Origin of the sequence: Chitinophaga qingshengii, assembly GCF_014529935.1 — a bacterium.
GTDB lineage: Bacteria > Bacteroidota > Bacteroidia > Chitinophagales > Chitinophagaceae > Chitinophaga > Chitinophaga qingshengii.
Genome location: NZ_JACVFC010000006.1, coordinates 384,785 through 403,289, shown reverse-complemented (window position 1 = coordinate 403,289; position 18,505 = coordinate 384,785). Strand labels below are relative to the sequence as shown.

At 47.9% G+C, this 18,505-nt stretch carries 15 protein-coding genes; 10 read left to right on the top strand and 5 right to left on the bottom strand.

Features of this window, described 5'->3' with window-relative positions:
• Window positions 1-35: 35 nt before the first annotated feature.
• Both ICL07_RS31105 and ICL07_RS31100 read right to left on the bottom strand, forming a co-directional pair.
• A complete protein-coding gene (locus tag ICL07_RS31105) occupies window positions 36-653 on the bottom strand; it encodes a sigma-70 family RNA polymerase sigma factor (RefSeq protein WP_188091951.1) in 618 nt (205 codons plus the stop codon).
• A 108-nt stretch (window positions 654-761) separates the two neighbouring features.
• Window positions 762-5,111: a WGR domain-containing protein gene (locus tag ICL07_RS31100; RefSeq protein ID WP_188091950.1), complete on the bottom strand. Its 4,350-nt coding sequence runs from the start codon at window positions 5,109-5,111 to the stop codon at window positions 762-764.
• Between the two features lie 561 nt (window positions 5,112-5,672).
• Here ICL07_RS31100 and ICL07_RS31095 point away from each other — a divergent pair.
• The 5 genes from ICL07_RS31095 (at window position 5,673) to ICL07_RS31075 (ending at window position 14,660) form a co-directional block, all read left to right on the top strand.
• Entirely contained in the window at window positions 5,673-8,288 is a 2,616-nt protein-coding gene (locus ICL07_RS31095; RefSeq protein ID WP_188091949.1) for a zinc-dependent metalloprotease, read from the top strand.
• Window positions 8,289-8,321: 33 nt separating this feature from the next.
• Complete coding sequence (locus ICL07_RS31090) at window positions 8,322-11,693, top strand: SusC/RagA family TonB-linked outer membrane protein (RefSeq protein WP_188091948.1); 3,372 nt, start codon at window positions 8,322-8,324, stop codon at window positions 11,691-11,693.
• An 11-nt stretch (window positions 11,694-11,704) separates the two neighbouring features.
• Entirely contained in the window at window positions 11,705-13,039 is a 1,335-nt protein-coding gene (locus ICL07_RS31085; RefSeq protein WP_188091947.1) for a RagB/SusD family nutrient uptake outer membrane protein, read from the top strand.
• A gap of 89 nt (window positions 13,040-13,128) precedes the next feature.
• Window positions 13,129-13,995, top strand: coding sequence for an AraC family transcriptional regulator (locus ICL07_RS31080; protein WP_188091946.1), 867 nt, complete (start codon window positions 13,129-13,131; stop codon window positions 13,993-13,995).
• A gap of 62 nt (window positions 13,996-14,057) precedes the next feature.
• Window positions 14,058-14,660, top strand: a complete 603-nt coding sequence (locus ICL07_RS31075; protein ID WP_188091945.1) for a short chain dehydrogenase — start codon at window positions 14,058-14,060, stop codon at window positions 14,658-14,660.
• 4 nt (window positions 14,661-14,664) lie between these two features.
• Here ICL07_RS31075 and ICL07_RS31070 read toward each other — a convergent pair whose 3' ends face one another.
• Window positions 14,665-15,366 carry a metallophosphoesterase gene (locus ICL07_RS31070; RefSeq protein WP_188091944.1) on the bottom strand — a complete coding sequence of 234 codons (702 nt, stop codon included), beginning with the start codon at window positions 15,364-15,366 and terminating at the stop codon, window positions 14,665-14,667.
• A gap of 93 nt (window positions 15,367-15,459) precedes the next feature.
• Between ICL07_RS31070 and ICL07_RS31065 the strand changes: the two genes are divergently transcribed.
• From ICL07_RS31065 to ICL07_RS31050, 4 genes are all read left to right on the top strand, one after another.
• On the top strand, window positions 15,460-15,729 hold the full coding sequence (locus ICL07_RS31065; protein WP_188091943.1) for a hypothetical protein: 270 nt from the start codon (window positions 15,460-15,462) through the stop codon (window positions 15,727-15,729).
• A complete protein-coding gene (locus tag ICL07_RS31060) occupies window positions 15,726-16,307 on the top strand; it encodes a Crp/Fnr family transcriptional regulator (RefSeq protein ID WP_188091942.1) in 582 nt (193 codons plus the stop codon). The genes ICL07_RS31065 and ICL07_RS31060 overlap by 4 nt, the downstream gene beginning before the upstream one ends.
• A 65-nt stretch (window positions 16,308-16,372) precedes the next feature.
• On the top strand, window positions 16,373-16,825 hold the full coding sequence (locus ICL07_RS31055; protein ID WP_188091941.1) for a DoxX family protein: 453 nt from the start codon (window positions 16,373-16,375) through the stop codon (window positions 16,823-16,825).
• A 3-nt stretch (window positions 16,826-16,828) separates the two neighbouring features.
• Window positions 16,829-17,203, top strand: coding sequence for a DUF4188 domain-containing protein (locus ICL07_RS31050; protein ID WP_188091940.1), 375 nt, complete (start codon window positions 16,829-16,831; stop codon window positions 17,201-17,203).
• On the opposite strand, the gene ICL07_RS31045 is transcribed toward ICL07_RS31050, so the two are convergent.
• Together ICL07_RS31045 and ICL07_RS31040 are read right to left on the bottom strand one after the other, a co-directional pair.
• On the bottom strand, window positions 17,198-17,926 hold the full coding sequence (locus ICL07_RS31045) for a DUF4262 domain-containing protein (RefSeq protein WP_188091939.1): 729 nt from the start codon (window positions 17,924-17,926) through the stop codon (window positions 17,198-17,200). The genes ICL07_RS31050 and ICL07_RS31045 overlap by 6 nt on opposite strands.
• Window positions 17,927-17,945: 19 nt before the next feature.
• Window positions 17,946-18,188 (bottom strand): hypothetical protein, encoded by a 243-nt coding sequence (locus ICL07_RS31040; protein ID WP_188091938.1) that lies wholly within the window; start codon window positions 18,186-18,188, stop codon window positions 17,946-17,948.
• Between the two features lie 81 nt (window positions 18,189-18,269).
• Here ICL07_RS31040 and ICL07_RS31035 point away from each other — a divergent pair, with 81 nt between their 5' ends.
• Window positions 18,270-18,497: a helix-turn-helix domain-containing protein gene (locus ICL07_RS31035; RefSeq protein WP_188091937.1), complete on the top strand. Its 228-nt coding sequence runs from the start codon at window positions 18,270-18,272 to the stop codon at window positions 18,495-18,497.
• The last annotated feature ends 8 nt before the right edge of the window (window positions 18,498-18,505 follow it).

The window sequence follows — 18,505 nt, the reverse complement described above, 5'->3', positions numbered from 1 at the left end:
TCTCCATGGAGGGCAGTAAGTACCGCTAAACTGTGTTACGGAATTATTAAGTTGTTATAGGAGGGAACGGCCAGCAGTACCAGTAAGGTTCCCAGGTAATGTTCATGTTCGTGCAGGCGTGTACGCAGGATGCGTAAGGCCATAGTGATGTTGTTCTTAACCGTTTGTTCGGAAAGGGACATTTTTAAGGCGATGTCTTTCAGGCTGAGGTTACCCTCACGGCTCAGCAGGTAGGGTGTTTTAAGCCGTTCGGGCAACTGTTCCACTTCCTGCCGGAGATGGTGTTCCAGTTCCTTCAGGTACAGCTGCGATTCGGAATCGTTTTCCAGTTGCTGGTCAGCCGCGGCTTCCAGCAGTATATCGTTGTAAATAGTCACCCCTGTTCTGGAAAAATAATCGATGATCGAATAACGGGCAGCCTGGTACAGATAGGCCGTGAGCCGTCCATTTTCACCGGTATGCAGATGACCACGGTTGTTCCAGCAGCTGATGAAAATATCCTGCACAATGTCCTGGGCATCCGCCCCCTGTCTGATCCGGGATTTTGTATAGGTATAAATTTCTTCCCAGTAACGATTGACAAAGGTGGTGAAAGCCGTATGATTCCCCTGCTGAATTAATAATAACAATCGATGGTCCGTTAGCTTTTCCATATCCGGGAACAAAGCTAGACAGCAGATGTGAACTCAATATTAAGAATGGCTTTTAATGAACGAAATCAGTCATTAAAAGCCATTCAATGATTTTTTTTGTTAATGTGATTATCCTGCTATATCCATGAAATCTTCACTCAGGAAGCCTTTTTCCTTCAGCTTCATTTTAGTGATTTTTTCCATGCCTTTCTGGAAATCTTTTTCGTAAGCAGGATCAAACTGCATAGCCTTATGCCATAATAGTACCTGCGTTTCATAGAAGGGATTCAGCGCACTTTTTTCTTCTATCGGTGAAATTGTTTTCATCGTTGTTTTAATATGCTGGATACCTTCTTTCACCTGCGCCAGGTTTTGCGCGGTTTCATAACAGTGGTAGGCGAGGCCGTTATGCGCATTGCGTAAGGCGGCTCTGACAGGGGTGAATTCATCCAGGTAATCCCAGAGGGTGAGTTTCCCCAGCTCAGCGATAATTTTACGGCATATTTCCCGGGATGCTTCCTGGTTGCCGGCTGCGTATAGTGCATACCGTTGGTGGTCCCATACCTGTGCCCATAATCCCATTTCGGTGCATTGGGCGTCCTGTAGCTGTTTCTCCGCCTGTTCCAGCGTTTCCAGCGCCTGCGGGTAGTGATGGCTGTCGATCAGCAGACCGGCTTCGCGCATACGATCGTTAAAATCATCGCGGCTGAATTCATATACATCTCCTACCGGCGGCAGCTGGAAGTTATCGTAGGGGTATGTGAGCCAATATTCCTTTTCTATCTTTTGTGTTTTAGCCAGGTCCTGCGCCTGGCGCCAGTATTCATTGGCTTGTTTAGGGTCGCCTTCCAGATGATGACTCCAGCCAATATAGTAGAGCGCCTGATGCCGGTAATGGTCCCGCACTTCCGCTGCTTTTTCCACTGCCAGCAATTGTTGGCGGGCATTAGTGTATTGTTGTTGCAGTATCAGGCCCAATGCGAGATTTACCAGCATCATATCTTCGTATAGCTGGCTGGTATGATTTTTTAATAAAACAGGGAAAATAGCAGGATAAAGTTCATAAGGAACATATTTCAGATAAGTGGTGTTGCTGAGTATTGCCTGCCGGCAACGTTGTTCCGTACGCAGGGCCAGCGGTAAAAACCGGATATTCTCCGCATCGCGGGTCATGGCTAGTTGACAAACTTTTTCCGTGCGCATCGCCAGCGGCACATATTCAAGGGCAGAACCATAGTCCTGTGAACAGGCGATTTCACACATCGCTGGGTGGACAAACTGCTTCGGTACGAACTGAAAATCGTAGGAGTTACGGCTGACAGCAATATCGCAGATCTGCTGTGTAAGATACTGTGGTGGCAAGCCATAGATCCGTTCACTGGCATTGGGCTCATGGGCAGTCAGGGCGCTGATGATAAATGCTTCATCCCAGAAACATGCCCATACTTTATTGAAGGTGTCGTAATCAAATTCCTGCGGCTGGTCGTAGGTAAATTGTTTGCGTGTGTCCCAGGCATGTTGTTTTACCTGTTCGTGGAAGCCCGGTTGATCGCCCAGGTATTTTTCGATGTAGGCATAACGTTGCTTGTCAATGCTTTCCAGGTTGTAATATTTAAATACATCCATACCATAAGTCAGGATCGCTTTACCGGTTTCTTCTACATCATAGCGGGAGCCGTAGCGCCAGCGCTCGCGGTTAAACCGATCCACGATAAAAGGCCATTCCGGTTGTTGGCCGTATTTGCCGGCCGCATAGGTATATATTGTTTTATCCACGAACTTTGCCGGGATGCGTTCTATCACATGTATATCCAGATCGATAGCTTGCAGGATGTATTCGCTGGTATAATACATGGATGGCAGCACTTTGCCGGAAGTATTACCCAGCACGCCACCCGCAATGAGCGCGACGTTCATCCGCTCGTCCCTGAAAGCAACCGGTACCCGCTCATAGTTATACTGATTGCTGCTTACCGCCAGGAAACAAAGGTCGTAGGTTTTTCTTTCTTCCGGAACATAAGTCAGGTCAATACTCCTGGGATTCGCCTTAAAAACGGCATCTGTGAGCAGCGCGGCGGGAATATACTCATAATGACAGGGTGATTCCCGGCTAACAGCCGACAAGGCTATTTCCGGAGTGATCAGATCTGCACGGAAGTACTGTAATATACTACCTTCTACATCATACACGCCCAGATACTGATGTTGCATCAGGGTAGACAACATGCTGCCGGTGCGGTAAGTGTCGGGTATGGTACTGATTTTATGCGTTAGCCATTGGGAGGGGAATAAACCGGTCCTTTTATACAGATCGGGCCCATACTGTTGCATAGCATCAGAGAAGAACTGCTCCCAGTAAGCCTGATCTTTTACGGCAGGAGTGGGGCGCTGGGTATCCCAATTCAGGGTAACGGGTTCCCCGTATATGTAAGAGAGGTTGTTGTGTTCCTGGTATGGCCTTGCTTTCTGGTTTTTCTCATAGGCAAGCCGGTAATAGGAATCGGCTTGTTGTTCATCTCCCTGCAGGTGATAAATTAAGCCCAGCAACCAGTTGTTGGAGAAGATAGGTTTAATGGCAATAGATTTTTCCAGGTAATCCTTTGCTTCGTGTAGCCGTTGCTGATATATCAGCACTTCGGCGATGATTCTTAGGGAGAAGTGTGCCGAAGAAGACTTTTTTACGGCCATTTCAGCCCATTCCAGGGCCTTATCGTAAGCGCCGGTGATCACTGCACAGAAAGCTGCTTCCTGCATACAGCCATACTCATATTCGAGTTTTTCCGGTGTATGGGGAATCCCTTTTGCAAAGAATTCCATAGCCTGGGCGTATGCGTTCTGGTCGCTGAGTACTTTTCCGGCCATGAAATAGGCGTCGTAGTAAGCCGGTGCTGCGGCTATCGCTTCTTTAAAACACTGGTAGGCGCCCCCGAAATCTTCCTGTCGCTTCAGGCTAAGTCCCTGGCTTACCAGCCGTATGCCTTTGAGCGTAACGCCGTCCAGCAGTACGGGTTGATTGTTCCGGAGCGTTTCATAAAGTTTCCCGTAGGAGATGCCCATGTGGTCGTGCCAGCGTTCACTGACAGTAGAATAAAACTCCGGCCGGAAAGCATAGGCATATTCATGCCATGCCAGCAGCGTGTTATCGGTGATATAGGCAGAGAGGTCTTCTTCATTGTACATGGCAGTGATCAGCGTTTGCGGATCAAAGTCAAAACAATGCAGGTTATAAAACCAGGAGAAGAAGTAAGGTGCGTTTATTTTCCGGTGAGGCATGGTATGTACCACCTCATCGTCCTGGCCCATGGCCAGCGCTATGTAACGCACGTTTTCCGTTCCGGCGGTTTTCTGGAACCAGTCCAGGTGGAGAAAATCGATGTTGCTGTTGCCGGCCACATAGTAAGGTGTACTGGAAGGTACCTGGCCGCGGATGGTCATATTGCCTTTTACCACAAGGAGGTCCCAGTAATCGTTGGGGAGTCTCAGATCGCCGTCAATATCGAGGTCGCCGTCGCGGAAATAGATGCGGTCCTGTGCTTCAAAATAATCGTGCTCTGATTCAAATTCATCGATATTCCAATGTCTGTCTTCTTCGTTGTCCCAGTAGTCAAAAAAATTATCGACTCCCAGTCTGTCCAGCGCTTCCTGGTAAGTGACCTTTTCCAGCCGGTATTGTTGCAGAAAGTCCTGGGTTTTGGTGTCCGGTCCGTCACTTTCATTATCCGTTGTTTCGGCTTCTTCCGGTTCTTCCGCCATTTCCGGGAGTTGGAAACTCTCTTTCAGTGCGGTCAGTGGGGCAAAGGCTGCCGCCAGTATATCATCATTTACTTCTATAAAAGAGGGTTGGATATATACCCGGTGTATTTGTCCGGCAGGATCACAGAAGAAGAACCATTTTTCTTCATCGTTCATAATCATACCCAGCATCCAGCAGTGGGACAGGAGATTTTTCTCCCGTGCGAACCACTCGCTTTTGCATCTGTAGATATTCAGGAATACCTGCAGCAGGTTATACAGGGTGGTGGCGTTTTCAGCATTATCGTTATAAGCGTATACAGCGCAGAGGAAATCACCTTTTTCAAAGTAGAAATAGCCTTTTTTCTGCCAGAAGTCTTTGAATGCTGCGGGGAGTGTAAATCCGGCTACAGCTTCCATTCGCTGGATATGTGCTTCGGAAGCGGCGTGTAGTTCCACCACCTGTTCCGGCCAATGAGCTTCGAGGTAGGCGGCCATGGCCAGGATATCGTCGTAGAGCGGTTGTGGCAGGGTGAAGTCACTTACCGGCTGATAACCTTTTTTTGTTTTCTCAGCGATGAGTTTCTCCGCTGCTTTTTGGCATTCGGCTGCGGTGGCAAAGGTCTTTACCTGTGTTTGGCCTTGTGTGCCGGCTTTACCAAAAGTAACAGTAATGTCGGTACCGTTGACATCAATATCCCAGAATTTATGCGATTTTTCGTCCTGATAGATAAATTGTTGTTTCATGAGGTGTTTCTTTTTTCGTTGTGGCAGTTCCCTTGGTCACAACTGTAGTGGGGTAGGGGTACTGAGCTACAGGGCCGGGTTTACAGCGGCGTTAAAGATAATACAAGAATTTATACATTCGGACCGTCCTCCAAAAGATAAAACCGGGCCCGCGTTAAAGTTAGTATCTACCAGGAGAGACAATTTTCTTTCTATCATTTTTTAAAAAATGTTATGAACGGCGATGCCCGTCCCTAGCTTGTTTTCCGACGATTTTTTCATCGTAAATTAAATCTTGTCCCATAAAAAACGTTTTCAAGCATACTTTTCAATAATTTTGCGCCCTCAAGGTTAAAAAAATGTTAACCTGGAAACCATTTTTGCTTGTGTAAAGAGAATGTTAGTGATCAATTGAAAAAAATTGCACCCAAACCTTTGTAGCAAGTCCGTTATTCGTCCTTTGTAGCCCGGCCCCCTGCTGGGCTTCGCTGTGGCGTTTCATCTCCTCAGTCGTACCTGTAGCAGCGGGCCGGATGGTTGTTCCCTGAAGTATTGTCTGTACAATCTTAACAATTCCTATTTATGCACGCTAACTACAGGAAACTGTTATGGCTACTGCCATGCGTAGCCCTTTTTACATCCGTTGATGTAATGGCCCAATCGAAGAAAAAACATGGCTGGCTTTTCGGCAAAAAAACGCCTGCTGTAGCCGCTGACACGACTACCAAAAAGAAACCCGATACCAAAGGTATGAAACCTTACAAAGAGGTGATTACTGCGGATGCGGTGACTGTTGATGGGCTGTTTAAAGTACACCGCGTAAAAACGGAGTACTACTTCGAGATTCCGCTGAAGCTGGCTGGCAGACAAATTTTGGTGGTTAACAAGCTGTCAAAGGTTCCCGAACAGCTCAACGATGCAGGTGTCAATAAAGGCATGAACTATGCGAACATGGTCATCACCTTTGAAAGGGACACCCTGCTGAATAAAATTTTCCTGCGTAAGCAAAATCCTTTCCTGGAAGTTCCCGCCAACAACGCCATTGCCCAGTCAGTGGCCGACAACTTCATTCCATCCCTGATCGACCAGCTGAAGATAGAAGCCTATAATAAAGACACCACTGCTTTTGTAGTGAATGTGTCTAAACTGTTCGACGGTTCCAATAACAGCATCAACAACGTATTTGAGTCACTGGGACTGCCAGGTTCTCCTATTAAGGACCTGTCCCGTATCCGTGGTATCAAATCCTTCCAGGATAACGTAGTGGCCAAATCGGAGCTCACCGCCAAAATCACCGGCGTGGAAGTATCCATAGAAACAACCACCAACCTGGTATTACTCAGCGAACAACCCATGAAGCCCCGCTTCGCCGACAGAAGGGTAGGCCTCTTCACTACGCCCCGCTGGTATTTCAGCGATGCGCAGCATAAGCTGGAACAACGGGAACTGATTACCCGCTGGAGACTGGAGCCTAAGCCGGAAGATATGCAACGGTATATGAACGGTGAACTGGTGGAACCCAAAAAACAGATCATCTATTATATCGATGCCAGTACGCCTGCACAATGGCGTCCTTACATCAAAGCCGGTATTGAAGACTGGCAAAAGGCCTTTGAAGCGGCCGGGTTTAAAAATGCCATTATTGCGAAAGATGCACCCACCGACGACCCTGACTTTGACGCCGACGATGCCCGTTACTCCGTGGTGACCTATGCTGCATCAGCGAAAGCCAATGCGATGGGACCCTCTGTTCTGGACCCCCGTTCCGGTGAGATCCTCGAAGCGGACATTATCTGGTGGCACAACGTGATGAGCACCCTGCATTCCTGGATACGTATCCAGACAGGCGCCATCGATCCGAGAGCCCGGGGCAACCACTTCAGCGATTCGCTGATGGGCCACGCCATCCGTTTTGTATCCAGCCATGAAGTGGGCCATACTTTAGGGTTGCAGCATAATATGGGAAGCTCTTACGCCTTTGATGTGGACTCGCTGCGTTCTCCGGAGTTTACTTCCCGCATGGGTGGTACGGCGCCGTCTATCATGGACTATGCCCGCTTTAACTATGTAGCGCAACCGGGCGATAACGTTACCCAGATCACACCTGCCATTGGCGTGTACGATAAGTTCGCTATCGGTTGGGCTTATCGTTATACCGGTAAAAACCCGCATGAGGAACTGCCGGAACTGAACAAACAGTTACGCGCACACGAAAATGACCCGCTTTACGCTTTCGGCGAACAACAGGATATTCGTGATGCCATTGATCCGCGCGCCCAGATAGAAGACCTGGGTAACGACGCGGTGAAAGCCAGCCGCTATGGCCTGCAAAACCTGAAACGTATTGTACCACAGATCCTCAACTGGACCCGTGAAGAAGGCCATACCTACGATGAAGCTGGTAAAATGCTCAACAGCGCTATCGGTCAGTGGAATCAGTATGGTTACCATGTAATGGCCAATGTAGGGGGTATCTATGTAACGCCGACTGTATTCGGTCAAAAACAAAACAGCTACGTACATGTACCGAAGAAGAAACAGCAGGATGCGGTGAAATACCTGCTGGAAGAAGTGTTTAACACCCCGGCATGGCTGTTTAAGAACGAGATCTACGCTAAAAGTTATCCGATTAAGGAGAGCCCTGTCGGTAATATGGAATACGGCGCCCTTGTATATGCGAAAGGGTTACAGTCCTATTTCTTCTACGACCTGCTGCGCGACGAACGCCTGTCCCGTATGATGGAAAATGAAGCGGCCAACGGTGCCGACGCCTATACAGTATCCGATCTGATGCGTGACATGCACAACGGTATTTTCGCCAAAACCATCAAAGGCCAGCCGCTGGACATCTTCGAGCGTAACAGCCAGAAAGGTTTTGTAGATGCGCTGATTGTAAGTGTCGATAAATCTGCTGCCCGTCCGGATGCTAAAAAATTACAGGACGAGTTTGCAGCACCTGTCAGCAGCAACTTCTGTTCTTTTGCCCTGCAACCGCAACCACAGTCAACAGAACGCGCTTCCCGCAACCTGAATTATTTTTCCATTCATCGTGTATCTGACGCCGTTAGTGCCAAACGTGGGGAGATGATACGTTTGCTGCAACTGCTCAATAGCCGCAAAAACAGCAGCGACCGTGCCACCGCTGATCACTACAACGATCTGATCATCCGTATACAACAAGCTTTGAACAATAAATAAAAAATCAATTATCAACCTGTACATCTGTCAACAATGAAAAAAAATCAGTTACTGGCGAAAGTGTTTTGCCTGCTGCTGGCAGCGTGTCTTTCCCCCTGGTGGGCGCAGGCGCAAACCGCGCAGCGTATCGTCAAGGGAAAGGTCGTGGATGCTACATCCGGCGAAGCCTTGCCGGGCGTGTCTGTGTATGCCAGCAATAAAACCATCGGTACCGCTACCGGTATGGAGAATGTAATCGAAAACATCAGCATCGGTGCGATCACTAATGAACAGGGTGAGTTTTCCCTGAAACTGCCCGATTCCCTGTCGGTAAAACAACTCACGATCGGGTATATGGGGTACGAAACCAAACTGCTGAACCTTACTGCCAGCAATAACTACAAGGTGGCGCTGTCTTCCGCGGGTAAAAACCTGAATGAGTTTGTGTTTACCGGTTATCAGACCATTAAAAAGAATAAATCCACTGGCGCGGTCGATAAGATCAGCATGGATAAAGTGGAAGTTGCCGGTGTGATGAGCGTAGAGCAGATGTTGCAAGGCCAGCTTTCCGGTGTGGCTATCACGCCGCAGTCCGGCGCTCCGGGTCAGGCTGCGAAGATCCGTATCCGTGGTACATCTTCCCTGCAAGGTACACAGGATCCACTGTGGGTCATCGACGGATTGCCCATTGAAGGTACCAACCTGCCAACCGCCGATGATGCCAAATCTATCGATCAGTTGTATACTACTGCTATCGCCGGTTACAGCCCTGCTGATATCGAAAGCATCACAGTGCTGAAAGATGCGGCAGCGACGGCTATCTACGGCGCCCGCGCGGCCAACGGCGTAATCGTGATCACCACTAAGTCCGGTAGGAAAAGTGAGCGGCTGAGTGTGAACTATCGCAATAACTTCACCTTCACGCAAAAGCCTGATCTCGGTCGTTTAAACCTGATGAACAGCGATCAGAAAGTAAACCTGGAGCTGGACCTGTTTACATCCGACTTTTCTTTCGGCGCCAATAACGGCGGCGTGTCCCGTATCCTGCGCAAATACAATATAACAGCGGAAGAGCTGTCCACTAAAGGGTTTGATGGTATCGATGCGGCCGCCCGCAACGAAATTAATGCACTGAGAGGGATCAACACCAACTGGAACGACCTGATTTACCGCAGCGCCTTCACACAGGAACACAGTGTAAGCGTGTCCGGTGGCGGTGATAAATCCGCCTATTATTTCAGCGGTGGTTACTACGACGAAAAAGGCGCTACCATTGGTACCGGCGCTAACCGTTATAACATCACGCTGAAAACAGATTATGACCTTACCGATAAACTGAAATTCTCTGCCGGTATCTTCGCTAATCAACGCAGCCAGACTTCCTATAATGCTAACCGTGCCGGCAACACCAACCCCGGTAAATATTCCCGCCTGGCGAATCCTTATTTGCCGGTGCTGGACGATAATGGTAATTATGTGTATGATAGAAATATCGGTGGTGACAGGAACGTGGTGGACTTTAACCTGCTGGAAGAACGTAAGAATACAAGCAATACACTGAAGACACAATCCGTGAATACCAACTTCAAGCTGGACTACGAGCTGATACCACGTTTGCGTATCAGCTCCCAGCTGGGTATTCAGTCGGATGTATCTACCGGCGAAATGTATGCCCTGGAAAATACCTATCTGACCCGCCTGCTGAAGGACCAGAATGTGCGCCGCGACCCGGTGACAGGTATACAGAGCACGTTTCTGCCAAAAGGTGGTGTGATCACCAATACCAACCAGCATATGCAGCAGTATACCCTCAAAACCATGGCGGAATACAGCTTTAACTTGAATAAACGGCATGAATTCAACTTCATGGCAGGTAATGAACTGAGAAGAGTAAAGACCAAAAGAACAGAGGTGACAGGTTATGGATTTGATGAGAAGACGCTGACTACACAGCCTGTTAAATTCCAGAGCGATAACGAAGCGAGGGAACTGTATCAGAACAAAAACCTTTATGCCGAGAATGCGTTTGTATCATTCTTTGGTACCGGTAGCTATACTTTAAACAATCGTTATACCCTGGGCGCCAGTATCCGTTTCGATGGTTCCGATCTGTTTGGTGTAGATCCGAAATACAAATACCTGCCCCTGTGGTCTGTGAGCGGTTTATGGCGGGTGATGGAAGAACCTTTCATGCGTAACGTAGGATTTATCAACAACCTGAATGTGCGTGCTTCTTATGGTTTACAGGGTAACGTAGATAAAAATACGTCGCCTTTCGTAATGGGTAACTACTATAATGTAAACATTCTGCCGGGTGATCCTATGCAGGTCATCAAGATAGGGACGCCTCCCAATGCCAAGCTGCGCTGGGAAAAAACCATCAACAAAAACATCGGTATCGACCTGAGCTTCCTGAAAAACAGGATCAGTATCACAGCCGATTACTATGATCGTCATGGTAAAGACCTGATCAACGTATATGCGTTGGCATTGGAAACCGGTTTCCAGAATATGGCTGTTAACTGGGCCGAAATGCGTAACTCCGGCGTGGAAGTCAGTGTAAGCACCCGGAATATCACCCGTAAAGACTTCCGCTGGACGACCGATTTTAATTTCTCCTATAACAAAAACACCGTATTGCGGGAAACGCTGGCGGATAATGCCTATTTCCCTTCCAGGGAAGGCCATCCTACCGGCACTATCTGGGGTATTGACTATGCCGGCATTAACGAGCATGGTATGATTCTCGTGAACCACAATGGTAAAGTAGAAACCTTATCCGAACTGCTGAAGCTGAAAGATGATTTCGCCGGAGATCCGGACCTGGGTGGTCTGTTCCCGTATTCAGAATTGTCCAATGAGGAACAGCGGGCCTTGTTCCGCAACATGGGTAACTCAGATCCGCTGTATACCGGTGGTCTGACCAATAGCTTCACCTACAAACGGTTTGATCTGTCTATAGGCCTGCTGTTTAACCTGGGGCAGAAAGTAGTGGCGCAACCGCCATTCGATCCGTTCTTTTTCGATCGTGGCGCCAATACCACTACGGACATACTGGATCGCTGGACACCTTCCCACACCCAGGCAAAATACCCGGGCCTGTTTGGCGACGGCCCTCAAACACCGGAAGATGTGCGGTTGCTGGGACACTGGCTGCAGGACAAGAGTTATCAGTACGGCCGTCTGGGTATGTGGATCCGCGACGCAGGATATGTGCGTGTACGGAATATCACCCTGGGTTACCGTCTGCCGGAAGATGTATGCAACCGTATCCGTCTGAAAGGGCTGAAAGTAACCGGTGAAGTACGCAATCCGTTTGTATTTGGACCTGACTATAGCGGCTATATGGACCCGGAAACAATGGGTAACATCTATGCACAGCCTATCCCCAAAACATTTACCATTGGCTTGAATGCTACCTTCTAAAACAGTAACTCATGCGTAAAGTAATATATACCACCGGACTGATCGCAGCCATGACTGCTTTCTCCTCCTGTAAAAAATACCTGGATATTGTACCGGTAGGAAGAGTGGTTCCTACTACGGTGGACGATTTCCGTAAGGAACTGGATGCCGCCTATCTGATCACTACCCTTGACAAAGGACTGGCCTCTTACCGTGGCGATGAAATAAAAATGAATGAAAGCCGTTCCGGCGATGTGAATCAATTGAAACCCAATTATTTCTGGAATGAAAATAGCGGCACTGTCACTTCCACCTATAACTGGCGGGCAAATTATGAGCAGATATTTTATGCCAATCATATCATTGATGCCGTAGGCGGCGCCAGCGAGGGGAGCCAGGAACAGAAGAACCAGTTGGCCGGAGAAGCATTCTTCATCAGGGCATATGCCCACTTCAACCTGGTGAACCTGTACGGTAAGCCATACAACGAAGCAACAGCCGCTATCGATAAAGCGGTGCCGGTTATTACGAAAGTAGATCTGGAAAAGGCCGGTCCGCGCAATACCGTCAAAGAAACCTTTGATCAGATTATTGCCGATATAGAAGCCGGTCAGGCGTTGATCAATGTGGAGCAGTTTGAAACGATCACCTCTTTCCGGTTTACGAAGCTGGCCGGCCAGGCGTTTGCCGCACGGGTGTATCTCTACACCCACCAATGGGAAAAATCGCTGGCTAACGCTAAAGCAGTACTGGAAAAGAAGTCTACCCTGATAGACTTCAACAAATCCACCAGCTTGCCAACGATGTATAATTCCCCGGAGTCTATCCAGGCGTTTGAGCAAGCCTACAGCACTACTGCTTTCCAGGGCGCCCTGGTATCAGATCAGCTGTATGCAATGTACAATCCCACCGGCGATCTGCGACTGAAAATTTTCTACGGGAAAGACAGTAAGCAAAACAATATCATTCTTAAAACTTCCGGCAATAACAACTTCCGGCAATCATTCCGGGTGGCGGAAATGTACCTGATCGCAGCAGAAGCGGCAGCTCACCTGAACCAGGAAGACCAGGCCAGAAATTATCTGAATGAATTGAAGAAGAACCGCCTTACACCGGTGTTCTATCAGGCAGAAGTGATCCGCCTGTCGACACTCAGCGGCAATGACCTGCAGAAAGAAATCCAGGATGAACGTTTCCGGGAGCTGGCTTTTGAAGGGCATCGCTGGTTCGATCTGCGCAGAACAACACAACCGCAGATAGTGCACAGTATCAAAGGACAGACCGGCACGTTGCAGGCCGGTGATCCGCGGTATACTATCCGGATACCATCAGATGCTATTGCTAATAATCCGGCGTTGGCGGATTAACGGTGAAGGTTATAGGATAAAAGAAAGCCCCCGGTGATGAGCCGGGGGCTTTTTTGTGCGTGTAAAATATATTGGTAAATTCGGGTATTATGTTCCTCCGTTTCCCACCCATATCCGCTCCCGTTTCCGATCCTTTTTTCCTCACCGGCAATGGCGAAATATTCGCCCGGCTGAAACAGGAAACCAAGGCCGGTAAAAATACCGTTCTCCTGACGCAACACATGCTCATCTTTGTAACAAAAGGGATAAAATTACTGCACCTGCCGGGTAAAACGGTAGAAGCCGGACCGGATACCGTGATACTGCTCAGGAAAGGGATATACGTGATGGCGGAATATATAGAAGAAGGCCTGAGCTTCGAAGCTCTGATGTTGTTTTTACCAATGAAATTGTTGCGGGCAATCGCCGCTGAACCTTTCTTTCATCGCAGCCAATCATCTGCTACGGAGCCTTGTATGGTATTTGCCGGTAACGGGCTGATACGGGCTTTCAAAACACAACTGCGCCTGTATTTCGATCAACCCGTGCTATATACCGATCAGTTGCTGGCCATGAAACAAAAGGAGATACTGCTGTTACTGATGAATGGAACGCATCAACGCGAAGTGGTGGACTTTATCACCACCGCCATCAGCACTGAGCCGGAAGACCTGGAAGACATCGTTCGCCGGTATCTGTTACAGCCCGTTACCCTGGAAGACCTGGCCAGCCTGACGAACCGGAGCCTCGCTACTTTTAAACGCGATTTCCAGCGTATCTACAACATGCCTCCCCGGCAGTGGATCAATGAACAACGTTTGCAACAGGCACACCTGTTGCTGGGCAATACCATGCTACCCGTAGGCGAGATCGCCAGCCAATGCGGTTATGATAACCCCTCCCACTTTATCCGCATCTTCAAAAAGAAATACGGACATACCCCTCAGACATTACGAGCCGAAATGACGATAGATTGAGCCATCCTGACTATCCCGCCGAAGCCGCCGTCAATAATTTTGTGTTATAAAAATCAGCTAACATGAAAATAATATTGATCGGTGGTCAGGGCACTATCGGCCGAAAAGTAGCAGCGGCACTCCTGCCAAAGCATGAAGTGATCATCGCGGGTCGTAATAGCGGCGATCTCCGCGTGGACATCACTTCCGAAACATCTATCGAAAAAATGTTCCAGGAACTGAAGACGGCAGATGCTTGTATTTGCACCGCCGGTACCGGTTACTACGGCGATTTCGCCACCATGCGGCAACATCACCTGACAACAGGCATCCAGGGCAAATTACTCGGACAGGTGAACCTCGTGCTGATTGGAAAAGATTATCTCTCCGAAGGAGGCTCTTTTACGTTAACATCCGGGATAGCAGCAGAACACCCCGCCAAAAACGGTACCTCTGTGGCAATGATCAACGGCGCGGTAAACAGCTTTGTACTCGGTGCCTCCCAGGAACTGAAAAAGGACCAGCGTATTAATGTGATCAGTCCCGGACTGGTAGCCGACAGCCAGGAGCGCTATGGCGCCCTTTTTCCGGGATATAACCTCGTTCCCATGGAGAAAGTGGTGAATGCTTATTTGCTGAGCGTGGAAGGGGCGGTGAATGGGAAGATTATTAAGGCGTATGCGTAGGGTATTACGCCTCATACAATTCCATGATGGACACACATCTGAAAGTGATACCATCTTTCTCTTCTGTATGGGATTCATGATAATGGCCATAGTACCACGTTTTGCATCCCGCAGCGGCAGCCTGGTGATAAATGTTGCTCATTAGCTGCCGCTCATTTTCAAGTTCAGCCAGGAGATCTCTGCCTGCCGCCATTTCCTTTACAATAAAATGCTCCACCAACGGATTGTACGCATAGGGCCATGCTTCCTGGGGAGCGATGTGACTGACAACAATGTCTATACCATCCTGACAGGCATAGGTTAACAATGTTTCATCGTATGCCACTACTTCATCAGGCCAGTAACTTTTGCCGGTGGTCCGGTTGATCCGGTCTATAGAAATACCGCCGCCAACAAACAATACCCGCTGCCGGTTTATTTCTAGCACTGTATAGTCCTTTACCAGCTTGACGTTAGATAGATTAAAGGAATGGCTATTGTCCCAGAACCATTTATTGTCGTGGTTGCCCCTGATGATGTATAGTTGGTTGCCACGGTCACGCATGAACGTATCTATTTGCGAGAGGGTTTTCAGATCGTCTGCTACTGGCTGGAAGCCCAGCCCCCAATCGCCTACCTGGATAAAGGCGGTATCTTCCAGTTTGAACTTTTTGATCCTGGAAAGTAATTCGGGGTAACCACCGTGGAGATCGCCAATGATAATCATACCGTATTATACTAATTTATGTTGACATTCTTGTACTGAATACTTGTTCCTTTCTTTCAAAACAGGTAATTTTAGTGACACATTATTTAGAATATGTCAAATGATATTAGATTCGAATTATATGATTTGGGTGACTTTGAGGATTCGTCGGATTACCAGTTTTTTGAGATGATTGGTAAGAGGGCTGCCGCTAATGCTATTAATGAGAATAAAGCATTGGGATTACCTGTAACTTATCTCAAAGAAAAATGGGTGGTGCGGGAATATACGGATGGAAGGATAGAAAAAATTGTAAAAATCGAATCCGAGTCACGACTTAGGGAGTTTAAAAAAGGAGAAGTTATACATATCCCCAAAAGATGACAGACCTCCACACCTTCCAACAAGCGCTCTACAAATTCTATCCGCTTTCCCCGGCGGAATGGGAGGATTTCGCGGCTACACTCATCATCAAAAAATATCAAAAAGGAGACTACCTGACCCGCGAAGGCCAGGTGGAGAATTATATCTATTTCCTTTGTAAAGGCGCTACCCGTAACTACTTTATCAAAGGCGGCAAAGAGTTTACAGTCGATTTTCATTTTGAAGGGGAGATGGTAACTGCCTACTATTCCCTGATTACCCGGGAGCCCAGTACTATTTTTATGGAACTGCTGGCAGATGCAAAAGTGATCGCTATTCCCTTTCGTTTTCTGCAGGAGTTTTACAACAAATATCACCATGGGGAACGGATAGGCCGACTCATAGCGGAATATCAGTATATCAGGAGGTTAAAAAAAGAAATGGACCTGCTTTCCCTGACGGCGGAGCAGCGTTATGTAGCCTTACTGGAGCGTAACCCGGCACTGGTACGGCAAATTTCCGTAAAACACCTGTCTTCTTACCTGGGCATCCAGCCGGAGAGCCTGAGCCGTATCCGGAAGCAACACGCCGGAAACTAACATACATCATTTGCCGGGGGAGTAGGATGGCAGAATTTTGTACCAGACAAAAGACACACCATTACATGAAACCTATTATCATTCTGATTGCAGTATTTGCGGTGACCTTGCTGGTATCCAAACTCATCACGGGTAGCTGGCAGTTTATTCTCAGCGGTAACCTGGGTATGTGCTGTATGTTATGTTTTACGGCGCTGGGGCATTTCCTTTTTCCTAAAGGTATGACGATGATGTTACCTCCGGGGATACCGTTAAAAACGGAGATGATTTATGTCACCGGGGTGATGGAAATCGTCATGGGTATCCTGCTGATGGTACCTGCCCAGCGGGAGAAGACGGGCATTATCCTCATTCTCTTTTTGGTGCTCATTTTTCCGGCTAATATATACGCTGCCGTTAAACACGTGAACCTGGGAAAAGCCACGTTTGACGGGCCGGGACTGGCTTATCTCTGGTTCAGGGTACCTGAACAATTGTTGTTTATCGCCTGGGTTTATTTTTTCTCCATCAAACGGTAGCGTATGTACGAAGTAGATGTTACCAACGGGGAAACCGTGGCGTTTGTAAACAGTATCCGGGCGCGGAGCCTGAAAGGTTTTTGCTGGCTGTGGCTTAATCTGCCCGGTATTATCCGTTCTGTAAAACAGCATTATGGCGCTTATGAGTGTATTCCTGCACTGGTGAGCCCTGTGCAGATCGTGATGGTCAGCTATTGGTTGAGTTACCGGGAACTGGGAGACTACCACCAAAGCAAATTTCACCGGCGTTTTATGGTTTTTGTAAAGAGAAATCCTGCTGCGCTCGGAATGTATTTTGAAAGTTACGCTCCCGGGAAGTCGGGGAAATATATCAATGGGGAATTCGGACTGGCAAAGAATTTCCGGAGAAAGTTATGAGCGTTCCCATGCATCTTCCGGAGTGGCGCGGGTGGCATGTTGCCCGTAGGATAACTGATGCAGTTCCACTATGCCGGGATCTATCTTTACAATCTGCGCAAGCGCTACCAGCCGGACATCTTCCTCTATAGGTTGCTGTTCACTATGAAATTGCCAGTCGCCTTCTTCATCGTGATACACGTATAAAATAGGCTTGCCTTCCAGTACCTGCCGCGTGGTAAATACGCCCAGGTTCCTTTCTTCCTGGAACATAAAATCGGTATTCCGGTCCAATAGGGGTTGTTTACGGAGTAAATTGGGGTTAAATCCGGTCTCCCAGGGAAATAGCGACTGTTTGTCCGGCCATACCATTTGCAAAACGGGGAACTGCTGCGTTAAATAGAAATAACAGCCCACCGCAGGGTAATAAGGATAGTAGGCCTGGTCCACCCCTAAAAAGCGAACCGGATGATTGTTCAGAAATTCATCATAGGGAGTATCCGTTGTAAAAGACGCACCTTGCCTGATTTCTTCACAGGCGTTGTTTAACAGGTCGCCCATCAGTTGCAGGGGTAAGCCAAAACAAATGATTTCGGGATGGCCGAACCGTTGATGTAGCCCAACTGTATAGGCAAAAGAGGGAGAATAGTCATCTTCCGGCACCTGCACAATAAAGCAGCCGTATTGATCAATATTTTCCTGTATGTTTTCCCGGGTGATGGGGGAGCAGTGATCATTGGACATGATATAAATGTACTGATAATCAGGACAACAAATACCATGATTCCTCACGATGATCCCCAAAGAAAGCGAGATAAGCCTCATTCTCCAGCAGTATACATTCCAGCGTATTGGCTACTGGATGGGAACGGATGCCAACCACCTGGATGCCTTTTGCTTCACAAAGGTCCATGAAACGGAATAAATGCCCTGGTGAAATATGAAATCCGCCATGGGCGATGCCTTTAAAACCCTTTTGCCAAAAACTAATATCGGTTTTTTTCATGATGTAATTTTTATTACTTACCTATAGGTGATTGTTGTTTTGTCGGAGCTTCCCGAACTTCATACTTTCCTATAGGTGATTATGAAGAGCAAAATTGATTTATACGTCATTCAGAAAGTCAAAGAAAAAAGACTGATGATGAACTTATCTCAGGCAGATCTTGCCAATGAGCTAGGTATGTCCGTCGGGTTTATTGGTAAAGTAGAAAGCGCTCATTATCCTTCCCATTATAATATCAAACACCTCAATGAACTGGCGCATATTCTGCAGTGCAGCCCGCAGGACTTCATGCCAAAGAAGCCATTATAACTTCATTA